Source organism: Kitasatospora sp. NPDC028055, assembly GCF_040637885.1.
GTDB lineage: Bacteria > Actinomycetota > Actinomycetes > Streptomycetales > Streptomycetaceae > Kitasatospora.
On record NZ_JBEZXE010000033.1, the window covers coordinates 48,322 to 64,673 of the forward strand.

14 protein-coding genes and 1 pseudogene are annotated in these 16,352 nt (G+C 73.7%); 3 read left to right on the top strand and 12 right to left on the bottom strand.

What is annotated here, in order from left to right; translation table 11 throughout:
• Positions 1-34 precede the first annotated feature (34 nt).
• The gene (locus tag AB0F71_RS27450) at positions 35-232 is read left to right on the top strand and encodes a DUF397 domain-containing protein (RefSeq protein ID WP_360239249.1); all 198 of its coding nucleotides are present in this window, start codon (positions 35-37) and stop codon (positions 230-232) included.
• A 4-nt stretch (positions 233-236) separates the two neighbouring features.
• Here AB0F71_RS27450 and AB0F71_RS27455 read toward each other — a convergent pair.
• A pseudogene (locus tag AB0F71_RS27455) lies at positions 237-407 on the bottom strand (WYL domain-containing protein); the annotation flags it as partial.
• A 42-nt stretch (positions 408-449) separates the two neighbouring features.
• Between AB0F71_RS27455 and AB0F71_RS27460 the strand changes: the two are divergent.
• Both AB0F71_RS27460 and AB0F71_RS27465 read left to right on the top strand, forming a co-directional pair.
• On the top strand, positions 450-611 hold the full coding sequence (locus AB0F71_RS27460) for a hypothetical protein (protein WP_360239252.1): 162 nt from the start codon (positions 450-452) through the stop codon (positions 609-611).
• A gap of 182 nt (positions 612-793) precedes the next feature.
• Entirely contained in the window at positions 794-1,354 is a 561-nt protein-coding gene (locus AB0F71_RS27465; protein WP_360239255.1) for a GNAT family N-acetyltransferase, read from the top strand.
• 63 nt (positions 1,355-1,417) lie between these two features.
• Here AB0F71_RS27465 and AB0F71_RS27470 read toward each other — a convergent pair whose 3' ends face one another.
• The 11 genes from AB0F71_RS27470 to AB0F71_RS27520 all read right to left on the bottom strand — a co-directional run bounded on the left by AB0F71_RS27470 (position 1,418) and on the right by AB0F71_RS27520 (position 16,281).
• Positions 1,418-1,945 carry a hypothetical protein gene (locus AB0F71_RS27470; RefSeq protein WP_360239258.1) on the bottom strand — a complete coding sequence of 176 codons (528 nt, stop codon included), beginning with the start codon at positions 1,943-1,945 and terminating at the stop codon, positions 1,418-1,420.
• 45 nt (positions 1,946-1,990) lie between these two features.
• Entirely contained in the window at positions 1,991-2,449 is a 459-nt protein-coding gene (locus AB0F71_RS27475) for a MarR family winged helix-turn-helix transcriptional regulator (protein WP_360239389.1), read from the bottom strand.
• Positions 2,450-2,580: 131 nt separating this feature from the next.
• Entirely contained in the window at positions 2,581-3,669 is a 1,089-nt protein-coding gene (locus AB0F71_RS27480; RefSeq protein ID WP_360239261.1) for a serine hydrolase domain-containing protein, read from the bottom strand.
• Between the two features lie 38 nt (positions 3,670-3,707).
• Positions 3,708-4,373 (bottom strand): DUF4097 family beta strand repeat-containing protein, encoded by a 666-nt coding sequence (locus AB0F71_RS27485; protein ID WP_360239264.1) that lies wholly within the window; start codon positions 4,371-4,373, stop codon positions 3,708-3,710.
• A 262-nt stretch (positions 4,374-4,635) separates the two neighbouring features.
• The gene (locus AB0F71_RS27490; protein WP_360239267.1) at positions 4,636-5,412 is read right to left on the bottom strand and encodes an AAC(3) family N-acetyltransferase; all 777 of its coding nucleotides are present in this window, start codon (positions 5,410-5,412) and stop codon (positions 4,636-4,638) included.
• 16 nt (positions 5,413-5,428) lie between these two features.
• Positions 5,429-7,831, bottom strand: coding sequence for an FxsB family cyclophane-forming radical SAM/SPASM peptide maturase (locus AB0F71_RS27495; RefSeq protein ID WP_360239270.1), 2,403 nt, complete (start codon positions 7,829-7,831; stop codon positions 5,429-5,431).
• A 53-nt stretch (positions 7,832-7,884) separates the two neighbouring features.
• A complete protein-coding gene (locus AB0F71_RS27500; RefSeq protein WP_360239273.1) occupies positions 7,885-8,070 on the bottom strand; it encodes a hypothetical protein in 186 nt (61 codons plus the stop codon).
• A gap of 349 nt (positions 8,071-8,419) precedes the next feature.
• On the bottom strand, positions 8,420-9,508 hold the full coding sequence (locus AB0F71_RS27505) for an HEXXH motif-containing putative peptide modification protein (RefSeq protein WP_360239276.1): 1,089 nt from the start codon (positions 9,506-9,508) through the stop codon (positions 8,420-8,422).
• 142 nt (positions 9,509-9,650) lie between these two features.
• Positions 9,651-10,829, bottom strand: coding sequence for an FxsB family cyclophane-forming radical SAM/SPASM peptide maturase (locus AB0F71_RS27510; protein WP_360239279.1), 1,179 nt, complete (start codon positions 10,827-10,829; stop codon positions 9,651-9,653).
• 44 nt (positions 10,830-10,873) lie between these two features.
• On the bottom strand, positions 10,874-14,887 hold the full coding sequence (fxsT, locus tag AB0F71_RS27515; RefSeq protein ID WP_360239282.1) for an FxSxx-COOH system tetratricopeptide repeat protein: 4,014 nt from the start codon (positions 14,885-14,887) through the stop codon (positions 10,874-10,876).
• Complete coding sequence (locus AB0F71_RS27520) at positions 14,884-16,281, bottom strand: TIR-like protein FxsC (protein WP_360239285.1); 1,398 nt, start codon at positions 16,279-16,281, stop codon at positions 14,884-14,886. The genes fxsT and AB0F71_RS27520 overlap by 4 nt, the downstream gene beginning before the upstream one ends.
• Positions 16,282-16,352 lie beyond the last annotated feature (71 nt).

Below are 16,352 nucleotides of genomic sequence, written 5' to 3' on the forward strand. Positions count from 1 at the left end.
TTGCGGCTGTTGTGAACGATCAGGAGGAGCACTCATGGACCAGCTCAACTGGCAGCGGTCGAGCTTCAGCGTCGGTGAGGCCAACTACCTGGAGATCGCCTCCGCCGGGGACCTCGTCTACATCCGCGAGTCCGACCACCCCGACCTGGTCGTCACCACCACCCGGGTCAAGCTCAACGCCTGGATCCTGGGCGCCAAGGACGGCGAGTTCGACCACTTCGTCGGCCTCTGAGCCCTCACCCCTCCTCCGCCGCGCTCCCGTAGCGGGCGGCCAGCGCCCGTGCCGTCGCCGCGATCCGCTCGCGGAGTTCGGCCGGTTCCAGCACCTCGATCTCGGCGCCCAGCCGCAGGAACTCCCCGTGGGCGTGGTCCACCGACTCGATCGGCACCCGGGCCCGCGTCCAGCCGCCCTCCCCCGGCGGCACGCCGAGCCGCCGGGCGCCCGCGAGGTGCTCGCCACCGTCTGCCACCACCGCACCGAGCACGCCGAGAACGACTTCCCCGCCCTCCCCGTCCGCACCGGCGAGGACGTCCGGGTCTGGTTCGGCCGGGCGGAGCAGGCGCCGCCCTGGCCCCACCAACGCCTCCGCCTGGAACCGGTCACCGGTTGACGGCGCTCGCCCAGCGGACCGACGTGCTCCTCGCGCCAGGCTCCAGACGCCAGGCTCCGAATCCGCGCAGGAAGTCGGCCCGTCCGACTTCCTGCGCCGCCGGGTGTACTGCCGGATGTGCCGCCGGATGTACCGCCGGATATCCGGTGGCACACCCGTTCGTGCGCAGACAGGATCACGCCATGCATGTCTTCCTTGAGACCGAGCGGCTCGTCCTGCGTCCGTTCACCGAAGCCGACGCCGACCAGCTCCTCGCGCTGGACAACGACCCCGAGGTCATGCGCTTCATCAACGGCGGTGCGCCGACCAGCCGGCAGACGGTCGAGGCGAAGGTCCTCCCCCGCCTCCTCCACGACCACCCGTGCACCGGCACCCGCGGCTTCTGGGCCGCCGAGGAGAAGGCCACCGGGACCTTCCTCGGCTGGTTCGAGTTCCGCCCCCTCGACGACCACGACCCCGCCGTCGTCGAGCTCGGCTACCGGCTCAACCAGGCCTCCTGGGGCAAGGGTTACGCCACTGAGGGCTCGCGGGCGCTGATCGACAAGGGCTTCGCGGAGCTCGGGGTGGAGCGCGTCACCGCGAACACCATGGCCGTCAACTCCCGCTCCCGGCGCGTGATGGAGAAGTCCGGCCTGACGTTCCTGCGGAACTTCACCGCCGACTGGCCCGACGCGATCCCCGGCTCCGAACACGGCGAGGTCGAGTACGAGCTCACCCGCGCCCAGTGGCAGCAGCGCCACTGACCGCACCCTGGCCGCACCCCGAACGGGTCACGGGCCGAGTCACGGGCCGAGTCACGGGCCGGGTCACGGGCCGACGAGCTGCGCGAGCTCGTCGGCCGACTCGGGGGTCAGTCGGTAAAAGCCCTGGAGGCTGACGGAGCGTTCGAGGCGGCCGTCCACCAGGTACTTCAACCCCCGCACCTTTCCCCGCTGGTTGCGCCAGGTGAGTTGTCCCAGCAGCTCGCCCGGTATCCGCTGGTCGAAGCGCACGGGCGTCCCGTCCACGTGGACGGCCTCCGCACCGCAGCCGCCCGCGCCGAGCATCCACCAGGCATCGTGCCCCGGGAAAGCCGGGTCCTGCCAGGTCGCTGGGGCAGTGCCGCAGCACTCGCCGCGCTCCCGGTCCACGATCCGCATCCGGCTCACCACGAACACCTCGCACCGGCTGACGTGCAGCGCGTACACCTCGTCGCCGGCCTTGGCCGTCGACCAGGCGGGCAGCGACTGGTGCACCCCGCTGTAGGCGACGGGCGGCCGTTCACCCACTCGGCCCTCCCTACGGAGGGAACGGCAGGTGTCGTGGGTCCACAGGACGGTGAAGGCATCGGGCATGGCGCCGATCCTAGGAACGGGGTCGGACAGCCGGGCTCCGGGTGCTCAGTGGTGCCAGGCCTGCCCGCCGGTGTTGTGGACGAACCGCTGCAGGACTTTCAGCGTGGTCAGGTACTCCTCGTCGGAGATGCCCGCATGGCGCTCGGCCCACAGCTCGCCCTGGAGGGCGGCCGCCCGGTCGAAGAACTCCCGGCCTTCGGAGGTCAGTACGAGCGGGCCTCCGGCCGACTCGGCGACCCAGCCGCGCTCGACCGTCGCATCGATCTCGGCGTCGAGAGCGTCCCGCCCGGTGTCGAGGTAGTCACGCAGCACGGCGGAGACGTCCTCGCGGGTCCTCGGCCCCTCGGCCCGGGCTAGCTGGGCGAGCACCCACCACTGCGGCTGGGTGGTGCCGAGCTCGGCCAGAGCGCCGCGGGTGCGGCTGACCACGGCCTTGTACGCGGCCCAACTCCAGTAGCCGATGGGCTGCTTGATCAATTCGGCGTCGCTGTGCGAGTACTCCACGGCCGGGCCCCTCCCCTTGCTGTCGGTCACTTCGGCAGGACCGACGCTAGGAGGTGAAGTCGGCTTGAGGTCAAGCCTCCCGATCGCACCTACCCGCTGGTAGCAAACCTGGACGGGCGACCGCGGCCGGGTCAGCAGAAGACCGCCTTGATCAGCCGGTCCAGCGCGGGCGGGAAGGTCTGGGCCGGGTCGGCATCCGAGTCGCCGGTGGTGAGGCCCGCGGTGAGGACCCTGGCGCCGTCCGGGGTGGCGATCATCAGGGCGCCGTAGCCGCCGGGGGCGCCGCCGTTGTGGTGGACGATGGTGATGTCGCCGTTCTCCGGGCCCAACTCCTGGACGAACAGGCCGAGTCCGTAACCGAGCATCCCGTGCGGGGTCCGCATCTGCTCCAGCAGTTCGCCCGGCAGGAGCCGACCGCCGAGCAGGGCGGCGAAGAACACCTGGAGGTCGCGGGTGGTGGAGATCATGTCCCCGGAGCCGCACAGCAGCGAGAGGTTCTGCCGGGAGACGTCGACCACCTTCCACTCCTCGCCGTCCTGGTAGCGGTAGTAGCCGTGGGCGTGCGGGCCGGGGAGCTCGGAGAGGCTGCCCGGCACCAGGGTGTCGCCCAGGCCGAGCGGCCGCAGGATCCGCCGCTGCATCTCCTCGGCATACGAGTGCCCGGTGAGCGCCTCGACCAGCAGGACGGCCAGCGTGTAGTTGGTGTTGGAGTAGCTCTGGTCCGCGCCCGGTTCGAAGCGGGCCGGCTTCGTCAGCGCGAACTCGACCAGCTCGTCGGGCCGGTAGTCGTGGAAGCGGTTGTCGACCCACGCCTTGCCGATGGACGGCAGCCCGGGCACGAACTCCCCCTTCTCGTCCAGCTCGCCGGTGCAGTTGTGGACGCCGCTGGTGTGCTGGAGCAGCATCCGTACGGTGATCCGCCCGTCGAGGCCGCCGAAGCGGGGCAGGTGCTCGGCGACGGGGGCGTCCAGTTCGATCAGGCCGTCGGCGACCAGGTGCAGCACCAGGGCGGCGACGAAGGTCTTGGTGGTGCTGCCGATCCAGAACTGCCCGTCCGTGGCGGGCTTCGCGCTCCCGCCGAGTTCGTGCACCCCGGCGCTGCCGGTCCACTCGCCGCGTTCGTCGCGGACCCGCAGCTGGACGCCCGCGAAGCCGACGTCGACGAAGTCCTGGGCGGCCTTCTGGAGTTCGGGGCGGTCCTGCTCGATGGTGCTGCTCATGGTGGTTCCTGCTTCCGGTAGGAGTGCGGATCGGCGGATCAGAGACTGCGGGCGGTGATGTCGCCGTAGGCGGTGGTGGCGTGGATGGTGAGGCCGGGAGTGCCGGCGTTCCGCAGCGCGTTGTGGATCCGGCCGTGGGCGGTGCCCGCGTCGAGGGCGGCGGAGACCCCGCGGGCGGCGCCGACCTCGATCTGCCCGTACTCGGTCCGCAGGGTGACGGCACCCTGCACGGCCTCGGTGATCCGCAGGTCGCCCTTCCGGGTGCGGATCTCGGCGGGGCCGCCGAGCCGGCCGACGGCGATGTCCCCGGCCTGGAGGTCGAGGCGGGCGCCGGCGGTCTCGTCGAGCTTGACGGTGCCCTGCGCGGCCTCGATGGCGACGTCGCCGAGGCGGCCGACACCCCGGAACTCGGCCAGCGCGGCCGTCGCGTCGACCCGGGAGCCGGCGGGCAGTTGGACGGTGACCTCGACCGAGCCGGAGTTGCCGAGGAGGCGGTTCTCGGCCTCCGGGGTCTCGACCCGCAGCACGCCGTCGGCGTAGCCGACCTCGACCCGCTCGGCGGCCTTCACGTCGCGGCTCTTGCCGGCGTCGGCGGGCCGGACCTCGACCACGGTGTCGGCCCGGTCGGCGGCGATGAGCCGGATGCGGCCGGCGGGGATGTCCAGGACGGCCGAGACCGGGGTGGGGGTGGCGAACTTCTGCATCGTGCTCTCCTTCTTCTCCGCGGTGCGAGCCCGGTGGCCCGCCGCTTTCTGATGAAGGAAACGCTACGTTGCGTTCTTGGCTCCGGCAACAACCAAACCGCGCAGCAGGCCAATCAATGCAGCTCAACGGCCATAAATCATTGCAACGATTCTGCCGGGAATGCAACGACCCTCAGCCCATCCATTGCAATGGACTGAGGGTGAACGCTATCCGTGGCTGTTGCGAAGGGGCTCAACCCCGGAGGGCTCAACCCCAGCGGGCTCAGCCCTCGGCCCGGGCCCGAAGCAGCCCGTCGGCCAGGTCGACCGCCTCCCGGACCGGGACGAGCCGGCAGTCCGCGTCGCCGATCCGGCCGGTGGTGACGCCCTCGGCCGCGGCGAGCACCTCCGCGCCGAGGTCGGCGAAGTGCAGGTCGTCCAGGTCGGGGGCCCGGAAGCTGGTCCAGCCGTCCGCCGTGACGCAGCCGTACTCGCGGATCCGTACGTCGGGCTGGCGCAGGTCGGCGAGGTGGAAGGCGGTGAACCGGGCCATGTCGACGCCGAGCATCAGCACCCGGGCGTCCAGCTCGTACAGCCGGCCGAGCGGGGAGTCGGGGCCGAGGTGGGAGGTGAGCGGGTGCCGGGAGGTGATCTCCTCCGCCCGGGGGCCCAGGGCCGCCCAGGAGGTCTGCGGGTGGCTGCTGCGCAGGGCGCCGGGCCGGGTGCGGACGGCTTCGGAGAGCGCGCCCAGGGTCGGGGAGGCCGGGGTGGTGGCCGGGTCGAAGCGCGGCATCCGGGCCCGGTGCTCCGCGATCTCGGCCGGGGTCAGCCCGGCGATCGCGGCCTGGTGGATCCGTGAGGTCGAGGAGTTCTCGGGGGTGCTGGTGAAGGCCACCAACGTCCCTTCCGCGCCCAGGACTTCGAGCAGGGCGTCAACCACCCCGGCCGCCCCGCCCTGGACCGGCCCGAGGGTCCGCAGCGACGCCTGGACGTGCAGCACCGTGCCCGGCCGCACCCCCAGCCGGGCGAAGCGCTCGGCCAGCTCAACGGTGGTGATCATCCGACACCCCTTCGTTTCAGGCCTCGACGAAACGGAGCCGACTCCGCTCCTCCCGCGCCCGCTCCGCGTCCCGTTCCGCCGCCGCGGGCAGCGGTACGGCGAGCCACGGCGCGACGCTCTCCCCCATCCCGGCCGCGAACCGGGCCCCCAGCCCGGTCAGCGCCCCGGATCCGGCCAGCCGCTCGACGGCCTCGGCGGTGTACCGCCGCCAGAGCGCGAACTGTGCCCGCGCCCGGTCGGCGGCCTCCCCGGCCAAGCCGTCGTACGCGGCGGTCCGGGTGCCCCAGTACTCGGTGACCGCGAGGTGGGCGTAGGTGCCCTGGAGCAGGCCCTCCAGTGGGCGCGGGTCGGGCCGCCAGGGGGCGAAGTACAGCCGGTCGTCGGCCCGGTCGTACAGGTCGTACAGGTCCAGCACCGCGCCGAGCTTCACGTGCTGGAACTCGTGGGCGAGCAGCAGCGCCAGCGTGGGCGCGGTCGCGGGCCGGGCGATGCCGACCGCGCCGTACGCCTGGCGCGCCGCCGAGCTGACGTCGCGTCCGGCCGGGCCGGGCCGCAGCGGGGTGATCGTCGTCAGCCCGGCCCGGATGCCCTCCGCGTAGTCGGGCAGGTCGCGCCCGAGCAGCTCCCAGCACTCGCGCAACGCGCCCGTCCAGCCGAGCAGTTCGGCCTCGGGCAGCCGGTCGGCCACCGGGTGGTCGTGGCTGTCGCGCAGCGGGTCGAGGTCCTCCAGGGCGACCGTCCAGCCGCCGGCCAGCCGGACCCGTCGCAGCGGGTCGTCCAGTTCCCTGAACACCGTCCCGTCGGCGGCCCGCACCTCGAAGCCGTCGGCGTGCCCGGTGACCACCGCCTCGCCGTCCGGCAGCGCGATCCGCCCCAGCGTCGGCAGGTACAGCCGGCCGCCCCGGGCGGGCACCGTGACGGCGTCCCCGCGCCCGGCCCGCACCGCGGCCGCGGCGGCCAGGGCCGCCATCGGGCCGAGGCCGACCGTGAGGTCCCCGGCGAGCCGCCGCGCGGCCCAGGCCCGGGCGTACGGGTGGGTCAGCACCGCGTCCACGGCCTCCGGCGCCGCCCCGTCGAGCTCCGACAGCAGCTCCCAGGCGGCCGCCCGGCCCTGCCCGGAGGCGTCCCAGGCGGCGGCCAGCATCGCCCGGGTGAGGGAGAGTTGGGCGGCGCCGAGGGCGGCGACGGTGTCGGCGCCGCCGTATCCCCGTGACAACTCGTCGAGTTGGGCCGGGGTGAGCGCGGTCGGCAGCAGCGGGCGGGCGGCCTGGGCGGGCACGGGGGCCGGGGCGGAGGCCGAACCTCCGCTGCCCGCAATGCCGTTGATGAGCGTCATGAGGTCACCGCAGTAGACGGAGGGGTTGTCGAAGCCATTGTCGGCCCGGTAGCGGTGGGCGTACAGTCCGCCGCCGCAGGCGCGGACCACCGGGCAGGCCCGGCAGGTCGCGCTCAGTCCGGCCAGGCCGGACTGGCGGGCGGCGATGCCGGGGTGGCGGGCGAGGTCGTCGAGGCTGTGCGCGAAAACGTTCATGCCGGTGACGGGCGCCCCGTCGTACGCGGTCTTGAGGCTGTCCGCCTGCTCGAAGGTCCCGTCCGTCTCCAGCACGGCGAGGTCCGAGGGCTCCAGCCCGAGCGACTCGGTGAGGCTGGACAGCCCGCGCACCGTCCGGTGCACGGATTCGAAGGTGCGCACGGCGAACGGCCGCGCGTCCGTTTCCCACAGCCTGTGGACGACCAGCAGCCAGTCCGCGTACGGGTCCTCCGGGCCGCCCGGGAGCCGCTTCGGCGGGTCCTCCCAGGTCGCGTGCGGAAGCAGGAAGTCCACGGCGGGGGGGCGCAGTTCGACCAGCGCCCGGTACACGGCCACCGGGTCGTTCTCGATGTCGATGGTGCACAGCAGCCCGGCGAACAGGTGCCGGAACTCGGGCTCGTTCAGCAGCCCGACCGCCCGCAGCACCTGTGGATGACTGCTCCGCCCGTCGGCGAAGCGCCGGTGCCGGTCGTTGGCGGCCCTGTCGCCGTCCAGCGAGATGCCGACCCTGAGGTCCAGCTCCGCGAACAGCTCGCAGAACGCGCGGCTGAGCAGCACACCGTTGGTGTGGATGCGCAGGTCGAGGGCACAGCCGGGCGGGAGCGCCGCCCGGAGCGCTTCGGCCGCGCGGCGCAACCGGTCCGGGCCGGCGAGCAGGGGTTCTCCCCCGTGCAGGACGACCCGGACGGCGGACAACCGGTGGGCGACCGCGTGCTCACCGATCCGCTCGGCGGCCTTGGCCAGGATCCCCTCCCCGATCACCTTGGGGCGGGAGCGCCAGCTGCTGTCCGCGTGCTCGTAGACGTAGCAGTGGTCGCAGGCGAGATCGCACCGGCTGTGCATCTTGACCACGAATTGCGTCAGTGGCACCGGAATTCGCGTCGTCATGGGTGTGGCGGGTTCAGCTCGGCCTGGGGTCCGTTTCGGGGTTCCGGCGCGGGTCAGATCGAGGAGTTGAAGGCCGCGACCGGCACGAGGCCGGATTCCGCGCCGGGGAGGGCGCGCTGCAGCCGGGCGGCGAGTTCCTCCGCACCCAGGGCGGCGAGCTCGGCGAGGGACGGGCGTTCCGGCGCCTCCTGAGAGTCAGTGAGGTTACGGGCCGGCCTGGTGCTGGTTACCGGAGTCATATTCGTTTCCTTAGGCGCGGTTAGGACCTGCCGAGTCCGGGTAGGTCACCCGGTTGCGACCAATGTAGTGCCCGCGCGGTCTCCGCGCGGCACCTTGCCTCCCCAAGTTGGTCTGCCCAACCAGCCGACGCCGTACCACGGCGCGCGGAAGCCCGAGAATTCACCCGTTCAGCGGTCGCGCGATTCGCCATCGCGCGCGCCGAAGCGCGTTGACCGGAGCAGGCGTTCGAGCCTCCCGGCCCGCCTCCGTACGGATGCGCGCCGGGGGTACGGGCGGCGCCCCCGCCGGCGTTCCCGGGCGCCGCCGCACCGTCGCCCGGCCGGCCGAACCCGTCCCGAGTACCGCGCCTCAGAGCCCCAGCTCACGGACGGAACGCGCCAGCTCCTCGGTGAACTCCCTTCCGCTCGGGGTGAGTTCGCCGCACTCCAGCAGGGTCCGGGCCGCCGTCAGGGTGTGCGTCCGCCAGCAGGTGAACTCCCGTTCCGCGCGGACCGGTTCACTCACCCCGGCGGCGGCCTCGGCCGCCCAGAACGAGGCCACCCCCAGGTGCGCGTACGTCCCCTGGAGCAGCGCGCCGGCTGGGCGCCGATCGGGCCGCCAGGGGGCGTGGTAGACCGCCGGGCCATTGGGCAGGTGGAGCGGTACGAGGTCCAGCAGGGCGCCGAGTTGGACGTGCAGGAACTCGTGCACCAGGGCCAGCGCGAGCAGGACCGGCTCGGCCGGCCGCGAGGCCGCCACCGCCCCGTACGCCCGTCGGGCCGCGGCACTGAACGCCTCCCCGCCGGGGGCCGGCCGCAACGGCACCACCACGGCGACGCAGGCCGCCACGGCCTCCGCGTGCCGGCGGTGCCGGCGCACCAGGATCTCCCAGGCCGTCGCCAACTGCTCCTCCCACCGGCTCAGTTCGGCTGCCGACAGCGGACCGGTGGAAGGGCGTCCGTAGTCCACCCGGCGCGGCCCGAGGTGGTCGATCACCGGCGCCCAGCGCAGCCCCTCGCACTCCAGGTCGAGCGCCGGCCCGGCCCCGGCCCGCAGGAACTCGCCCAGCCCGTCCAGCGGCGCCGCCTGGTCCAGCGAGAGAGCACGCAGGCAGTCCGCCGCCCAGGCGTCCAACTCCGGTCGCAGCAGCACCTCTTCCCAGCGCGCCCGGTCGGCCCGCTGGAGTTCGCACACCGCGCGGTAGGCCTCCCGGTAGCCCTCGTCCTGCGGCGCCGTCCGGCGCAGTGCCAGCAGCAGCAGCGCCCGCTTGCTCAACTGGCCGGCGCGCAGCAGCCGGACGGCCTCCGGCCCGCCCCGGGCGGCCGCGATCGCCCGGAAGGTCGCCCGGTCCAGGCCGTGCCGCGGCAGCCCGGCCGCACCGCTTCCGGCCGCGCCGCTCCCCTGCTTCGCGCGTGCGCCCGGCACCCCGGCCGCCACCGCCTCGCCCGTACCCGTCACCGGTCCGTCCTCTCGTGAGGTCTCCTGGATCGCCGGGCGCGCCGCCCGGTCCGCCCGCAGTTTCCCCGCGCGACGCCGACTCAGCCGGTCCGGGCCCGTGCATGACCCGGACGGGTGAGCACGCCCCTCGCCGACCGCCCCGCTACCGCCGCTGTCCGGCCCCGGCCAGCTCCGCCACCCCGGCCCGCAGCCGCCCCGCGATGTGCCGGATCAGCCGGTCCAGGTCGGCGCAGTACACCGAGGGGTGCGCGAACCCGTCCCCGGCGTAGCGGTGGGCGTAGAGCCCTCCGCCGCAGACCCGCACCAGCGGGCAGGCCGCGCACTCCGGCCCGAGCCCGGCGAGGCCCCGCTGACGGGCCCGGAAGGCCGGGTGGGCGGCCGCCCGGGCGAAGCCGTGCCGCCACACGTCCAGGCCCGTCCCGGCGGCTCCGTCGTAGGCCGCCTTGAGGCTGTCGGCCTGCTCGACGGTGCCGTCCGCCTCGACCACCACCAGGTCGACGGGTGCCAGCCCGACCGCCTCGCTGGCGGCCCGCCCGCCGAGCAGCAGGACGGACAGCTCCTCGAACAGCCGTACTCCGGTCTCCCGGTGCGGCGCGTCGTACCAGCGGTCGAAGGCGGCGATCAGCCATTCCCCGTACGGCGCCGGGTCGGTGGGGCCGGGCGGCCCGGTCGGGAGGCCGCGGTGGACGCCCGGCGGCCCGCTCTGCCAGGTGGCGTGCGGCAGCAGCAGGTCGAGCCTGGGCGGGGCGAACTCCAGCAGCGCCTCGTAGGTGGCGACCGGGTCGGCGGCCAGGTCGACGACGCACAGCAAGCCGGCGAACAGCTCCCGGTGCGGCCCGGAGCCGAGCAGCCGGACCGCGGCCGCGGTCCGTTCCCAGCTGCCGGCGCCGGAGGGCAGCCGGCGGTGCCGGTCGTGGTCGGCCCGGGTGCCGTCCAGCGAGACGGCCACGCCGACCCGGTGGCGGTGCAGCACGTCGAGCAGCGCGGGCTCGTCCAGCAGCCGCAGCCCGTTGGTCTGCAGGCTGAACCGCACGCGCGGCCCGGCCTCGGCGATCCGGGTCAACTCGGCGAGCAGGGCGTCCAGGTGAGCCGCGCCGACGAGCAGCGGCTCGCCGCCGTGCAGCACCACGGAGACCTCGTCGAGCCCCTGTTCGGCCGCGTGCTCGGCGATCCTCCGGGCGGTGCGGCGGACGGTGGCGAGCTCCATCCGCCGCGGCCGGTCGCGCCAGCTCTGGTCGGCGCCCTCGTACACGTAGCAGTAGTCGCAGGCGAGGTTGCAGCGGCTGTGGATCTTCAGCAGGAACTGCCGGAACGGCACCATGCGCGTGAACCTAGCACCGCCCGGCGGCATCTCCTGATCGCCCGTCACACGTGCGGGGGCTCCACGTCCGAGTCGAGCCTGGTGCCGGCCTTCACGGCGACGGTGGTCGGGTGCTCCTCCCCCAGCGTGATCCGGGCCCGCCGGATGCAGTCGGCCCGCAGTTCGGCGGCCCGCTCGCTCTCCCCGACCGCCGCCAGGGACAGCGAGAGGTTGGAGTTGATGCCGATCGAGTCGTAGTGGTCCGGACCGAGCGCCCTGGTCATCAGCGGCTCCGCCTCCTGTTCCAGGGCGAGCGCGGCCCGGATCTCGCCGGCCAGCGCCAGGTCGTTCGCGTGGTTCATCATCGCGATCGGGATGTACAGGTGGTCCGGGCCGAGGACGGTCCGGAACTGCGCCAGCGTGCGCCCGGACAGCTCCCGGGCCTCCGCGGCCCGGCCGGCCAGCCGCAGGTAGACCGAGAGGTTGTTGGCGCCGGCCAGCGTGACCGGGTGATTCTCGCCCAGGTAGTCGCGGTACCGCGCGAGGGCCCGTTCGGCCAGCGGGATCGCCCGCTCGGTGTCGCCGAGCGCGTTGAGGTCGCTGGCCAGGTTGGTGGCGGCCGCCAGGGTGTCCGGGTGTTCGGGGCCGTTGATGTCCAGGTAGCGCTGGTAGATGTCCTCGTCGATCTCCAGCGCCTCGTGGTAGCGCCCGGCCCGGCGCAGCGCGACGGCGAGGTTCTTGCGGGCCCGCAGGGTGTCGGTGTGGCTGTCGCCGATGGTCTGCTGGTAGATCCGCACGGTCTCCTCCAGCAGGTCCAGCGCTTCCCGCAGCCGCCCGGTCTCGCGCAGGTCGCGGGCGTAGTTGGAGGCGGAGGAGAGGGCGTAGAGGCTGTGCGCGCCGAGGGCGTCGCGCTGCTGGAGGTAGTTGCTGCGGTGCCGCTCCAGGGCGGCGTAGCGGTCCCCGGCCAGGTAGTCGGAGACGGCCAGGTTGTTGGTGATCATCAGGGTACGCGGGTGGTCCGGACCGAGGGTGCGCCGGGCCGCGTCCAGGGTCCTGCGGTCGAGCGCCCTGGCCTCGTCGTAGCGGCCGAGGAAGCGCAGGTCGGCGCCGAGGCTGCTGGCGACGGCGAGGGTGTGGGAGTGCTCCGGGCCCAGGGTCGCGGTGAACCGCTCCAGGATGTCCCGGTCCATCTCGTAGGCCTCCTGGAGGGCTCCCTGGGAGCGGCGGATGTTGCTCAGCTGGGTGCGCAGCATGAGCGTCTGGGCGTCGTTGTCGATGTCGAAGCCGGCGCCGCCGTAGCCGTCCGCGCGCCAGTGCTCCAGGGCCCGTTCGGCGAGTTCCCGGCCGGACTCGTGCAGGCTGCGCTTCCACTGGTAGCGGACCGAGTCGATGATCCACTGCCGGACGTCCTCGTCGCCGCTGTCGACGGCGCCGGACGGCCAGAGGTGGGGCAGGAGTTCGGCGTACTCGGCCCAGTTGGCGGGGATGTCCGGGTCGCCGGGGTTGGCGGTGGCCAGGGCCGCGTGCACGACGCCGCGCAGTTCGGCCTGCCGCTCCTCCTCGACCTGGTCCCGGAGCACGGCCTGGACCAGCCGGTGGACGGTGATGGTCTCGCTGCCCTGGTCGGTGCGGGCCAGCCCGAACCGGTTGATGGCGCGCAGGAACTCGCCGATGGCGAGCTTGTCCCGCGGCGCGCGCGGGGACAGCCGCAGGGCGCGGGTGACGGCCCGGCTGTAGAGCAGCCGCATCGGGATGGCGTCGGGCCCGAAGAAGGCGCAGAGCTCCAGTATCTGGGCGGCCGGGGCGTTCATCCGGCGCAGTTCCTCGACCGAGATGCGCCAGGTCGCGGCGGCGGAGTGGGGGTACTCGGCGGGGCGCAGCCGGGTGCGTTCGAGCATCTCGGTGAGCTCGTCGTCGAGCAGTTCGAGGTAGGTGGCGATCGGCATCGACGTCTCCTGGAGCCAGACGGCGGCCTGGCCGACGGCGAGCGGGAGGTCGCCGAGGCGGTGCGCGACCTGGTCGGCGTCCTCCGGGGAGAGGCCGCCGTTGAAGCGGCGCAGCAGCCGGATGCTCTCCTCGCGCAGGAAGACGTCGACCTCGACCAGGCCGGCGTGCCGGGCCCAGCCCTGGTTGCGCGAGGTGATCAGCACGTGCCCGCCGGAGGAGCCGCCGGGCTGCCAGGGGGCCAGTTCCTCGGGGGTGCCGGCGTTGTCGAAGACCAGCAGCCAGCGGCGGTACGGGTGGCCGCGGCGCAGCGCGTCCAGGACGGCGGCGGCGGTGTGGGCGACGTCGTCGCTGGTGGGCACGCCGAGCCGGGGGGCGAGTTCGGCGAGCTTCTGCGGGATGTTGGCGGGCTCCTCGGCGGGCACCCACCAGATGACGTCGTAGGCGGACTTGAAGCGGTGCGCGTACTCGGCCGCGATCTGGGACTTTCCGGCGCCGCCGAAGCCGTAGAGCACCTGGCTGAGGACGGCGGCGGGGCCGCCGGTGAAGCGGTTGCGGAGCAGTTCGAGCAGCTTGCCGCGGCCGATGAAGGCGGCGTTGCGCGAGGGCGCGTCCTGGACCTGCGGGGCGGTGCCGGGGAAGCGGGCGGGGGCGAGGAACTCGCCGCTGTCGGAGTCGAACTGGCGGTTGCTGCCGGGCGGCGGGCCGAGTTCTCCGTACAGCTGGGCCTCGGCGCCGGTCGCCGAGGAGCGGACCAGGTCGGGCACCGCCTGGCCGATGAACGGCCGGGGCACCGGCTCGTCCGAGTCCTGCAGCCGCAGGGCGACCAACGCCGAGGTGCCGGAGGGCAGTTCACGCCCTTGGAGGAGCTGCCAGACCTCACCGGCCCGGGGCAGCGCGGTGTACTCGGGCGAGAGCAGCGCGAGCAGCCGGCCCTGGCCGTCGAGCGGTCCGGCGACCTCCGGCGGCCGCTGGCCGGTGTACGGTTCGGCGGCGTTGTGCAGGGAGGTCTGGTAGCCGAAGCGGGTGAGGGTGCCGGCCGCCCATTCGGCCCACATCCGGTCCTCGGGCGCGTAGCTGACGTAGACCTGGCGGGGCACCGCCCGGGCGGAGCGCAGGTAGGCGCCGTACAGTCGGCGGCGCGCCTCGGAGCCGAGCGGGCGCAGCGAGCGGACCCGCCCGTCGGTGATCCACTCGGCCAGCCGCTCGAAGGCGTTGAGCAGGCTGCGCGCCTCCTGCGGCCGGTCGGCGACGGTGGCGGGCACCTCCTCGTAGGCGTAGAAGGGCTTGTACGGCACCTCGACGTCGGCCCAGTAGGCGGCCCGGCGGTCGCCGGGCAGCCAGCGGCCGAGGTAGGGGGCGAAGGCCTCGCGGGCGAAGTCCCGGCCGGCTTCGAGGCGTTCCTGTTCGGCGTCCTCGACCCGCATCGGCACCGGCAGGACCCGGATGGCCCGTTCCTCGGCCTCGGCGATGGCCTTGGCCGCGTCGACGCCGCCGCGGATGTTCTGGGCGCTGAACGTGAAGCAGTCGACCACGGTGTCGGGCATCAGGACGGTGCAGATGCCGGAGGTGTCGCTGACCCCGGTGCGGCTGTCGATGAGCACGTAGTCGTAGTTGCGGGCCCAGCGTTCGCGCAGTTCGCGCAGGAACTCGCCGCCGCGGATGTCCCGGCCGTGGTAGAAGCTGCGCCAGTTGAAGCTGGTGACGGCGGCCGCGTAGGCGGCGTTCTGGCGGCCGGCCGGGAGGAAGTCGAGCCGCCCGCCGGCCGGCAGGTCGAGGGCGAGGCCGCAGATGTAGCCGTCCAGCCGCCCGGGTTCGTCCAGCCAGGCGGCCGGGGACTGGCCGGTGGGGCCGGCGGCGGAGGGCAGCGCCTGCCTGACGTATCCGCGCAACAGGTCGATCAGGCCGTCGGTGGAGTGGAGTTCGGGGTCGACCAGCAGCGGGTGGTAGTAGCGGTGGAGGCCGGGCGCCTCCAAATCCCAGTCGACCACCAGGACGCGCAGGCCCCGGCTGGCGAGGATCCAGCCGACGTTGGCGAGCGCCATGGTCCGGCCGGTGCCGCCCTTGAAGGAGTAGAACGTGACGACCGATCCCGGTCCGCCGCGTCCGGGCTCCGTGCCGGGCTCGATGCTCATCGTCCGTCTCCCCTCAGCGGGACTGAGCCGTCGTGGCTGCCCGGGCGCTGGCCGGGCAGGTCCTTCGGTGGCGGTTCGGGTTCCCGGCGCGCGGACGGGCTCCGCGGCGGACCGGAGGGGCCGGGCGGACCGGCCGGAATGGCGAGGCCCGGCATGTCCGGGCCGCCGCCCGGGCCGAAGCCGAAGGCGTCGCCGCCATCGTCCCCCCAATCCAAGTTGTCGTCCATGAGCTTGTTCTGGGCAACCGTCACCATGATGGCGAGGTCGCTGTCGAAGCTCTCCCGGCTCACTTTGACCCGGAACAAGTGCTCCGGGTCGCGCCGGCGCAACCAGTTGCGGCGGAAGACGGCGCGCACGCCGGTCCACGGCGGTTCGCGCTCCCCGTCCGGGTCGCTGCCGCCGATCGGCACGACCACGCCGGTGACCGGGTGGTTCTGGTCGTCGTACTCGCGCAGGGCGGTCCGGTAGCGCTCGTTCTCGGCCGCCCACGGGTCCACCAGCAGGACGCTGACCTGGCTGTCCTCCCGGGCCTGGTCGAGCTTCTCGCCGAGCCCGGCGCCGACCTCCTCCAGCGTGGTGATGTGCCCGGCGTTGGTGATCACCTGCTGGGCGCGGGAGGCCAGCGAGGGCTGGGCGGGCGGGTAGAACGGCGTCCAGTTCCACGGCCTGGCCCCGTACCAGCCGCCCGGGCGGGAGCCGCCCTCGGCGGCGGCCTCCGAGGCCCGGCCGGCCGCGATGAACAGCCGGACCATGCCGGGTTCGGCGGCGGGCGGCGGCGCGGCCGGCCCGGGGAAGTAGCCGCGGACGGCCTCCAGGTCGAACTCGGGCAGTTCGGCGAGCCGCCGGACGGCGGCGTCCCGGACCCGTCCGGCGACGACCCGGACGACCTGCCGGTAGGCGTCCTGCTGGGCGGTGCGCAGCAGGGCGCGCAGGCCGTGCCGGGCGTAGGCCTCGCCCATGTCCGGCTGGGCCCACTGGATCCTGGTGACCTCGGTGACGAGGTCCCCGGGCGCGACCGGCTCCCAGAGCACCGGGATCAGCGCCGAGACCAGTTCCGCGGTCTCCTCGTGGTGGCGCCGGACCCTGCCGCGGAAGGCCGTCCACTCCTTGCCGCAGTAGAGGCTGGCGAAGTAGGCCGGGGAGTAGAGCGCGACCATGGTCCGGCTGCGGCCGAGCATCAGCGCGAGCTTCTCGGCCCATTCGTCGCCCAGCCGGAGCCGTTCGGTGTCCCGGAAGGCGAGTTCGTCGGCCTGGACGGCCGGTCCGAGGATGCGCCCGAGTTCGTCCCTCAGGTCGTTGAAGAACTGGTCGACGAAGGCGTCCCCCGCCTCGAAGTCCCGACGCGCGTAGCTGAAGAAGAAGTACGGGCGCTGCTGCTGCTCCCGTTCACTCACCTGTTCCCCCCGACCCTGACGGTGCTGTGACGGCGCTGGTTTCTTACCCAGCATGTCGTCAACCGCACCAG

What these genes read in the sequence shown, in the direction of transcription:
- AB0F71_RS27485 (WP_360239264.1), bottom strand. Translation starts at nt 4,373, where the DNA reads ATGCAGAAGTTCGCCACCCCCACCCCGGTCTCGGCCGTCCTGGACATC.
- AB0F71_RS27470 (WP_360239258.1), bottom strand. Translation starts at nt 1,945, where the DNA reads ATGCCCGATGCCTTCACCGTCCTGTGGACCCACGACACCTGCCGTTCC.
- AB0F71_RS27465 (WP_360239255.1), top strand. Translation starts at nt 794, where the DNA reads ATGCATGTCTTCCTTGAGACCGAGCGGCTCGTCCTGCGTCCGTTCACC.
- AB0F71_RS27490 (WP_360239267.1), bottom strand. Translation starts at nt 5,412, where the DNA reads ATGATCACCACCGTTGAGCTGGCCGAGCGCTTCGCCCGGCTGGGGGTG.
- AB0F71_RS27480 (WP_360239261.1), bottom strand. Translation starts at nt 3,669, where the DNA reads ATGAGCAGCACCATCGAGCAGGACCGCCCCGAACTCCAGAAGGCCGCC.
- AB0F71_RS27450 (WP_360239249.1), top strand. Translation starts at nt 35, where the DNA reads ATGGACCAGCTCAACTGGCAGCGGTCGAGCTTCAGCGTCGGTGAGGCC.
- AB0F71_RS27510 (WP_360239279.1), bottom strand. Translation starts at nt 10,829, where the DNA reads ATGGTGCCGTTCCGGCAGTTCCTGCTGAAGATCCACAGCCGCTGCAAC.
- AB0F71_RS27500 (WP_360239273.1), bottom strand. Translation starts at nt 8,070, where the DNA reads ATGACTCCGGTAACCAGCACCAGGCCGGCCCGTAACCTCACTGACTCT.
- AB0F71_RS27495 (WP_360239270.1), bottom strand. Translation starts at nt 7,831, where the DNA reads ATGACGACGCGAATTCCGGTGCCACTGACGCAATTCGTGGTCAAGATG.
- fxsT (WP_360239282.1), bottom strand. Translation starts at nt 14,887, where the DNA reads ATGAGCATCGAGCCCGGCACGGAGCCCGGACGCGGCGGACCGGGATCG.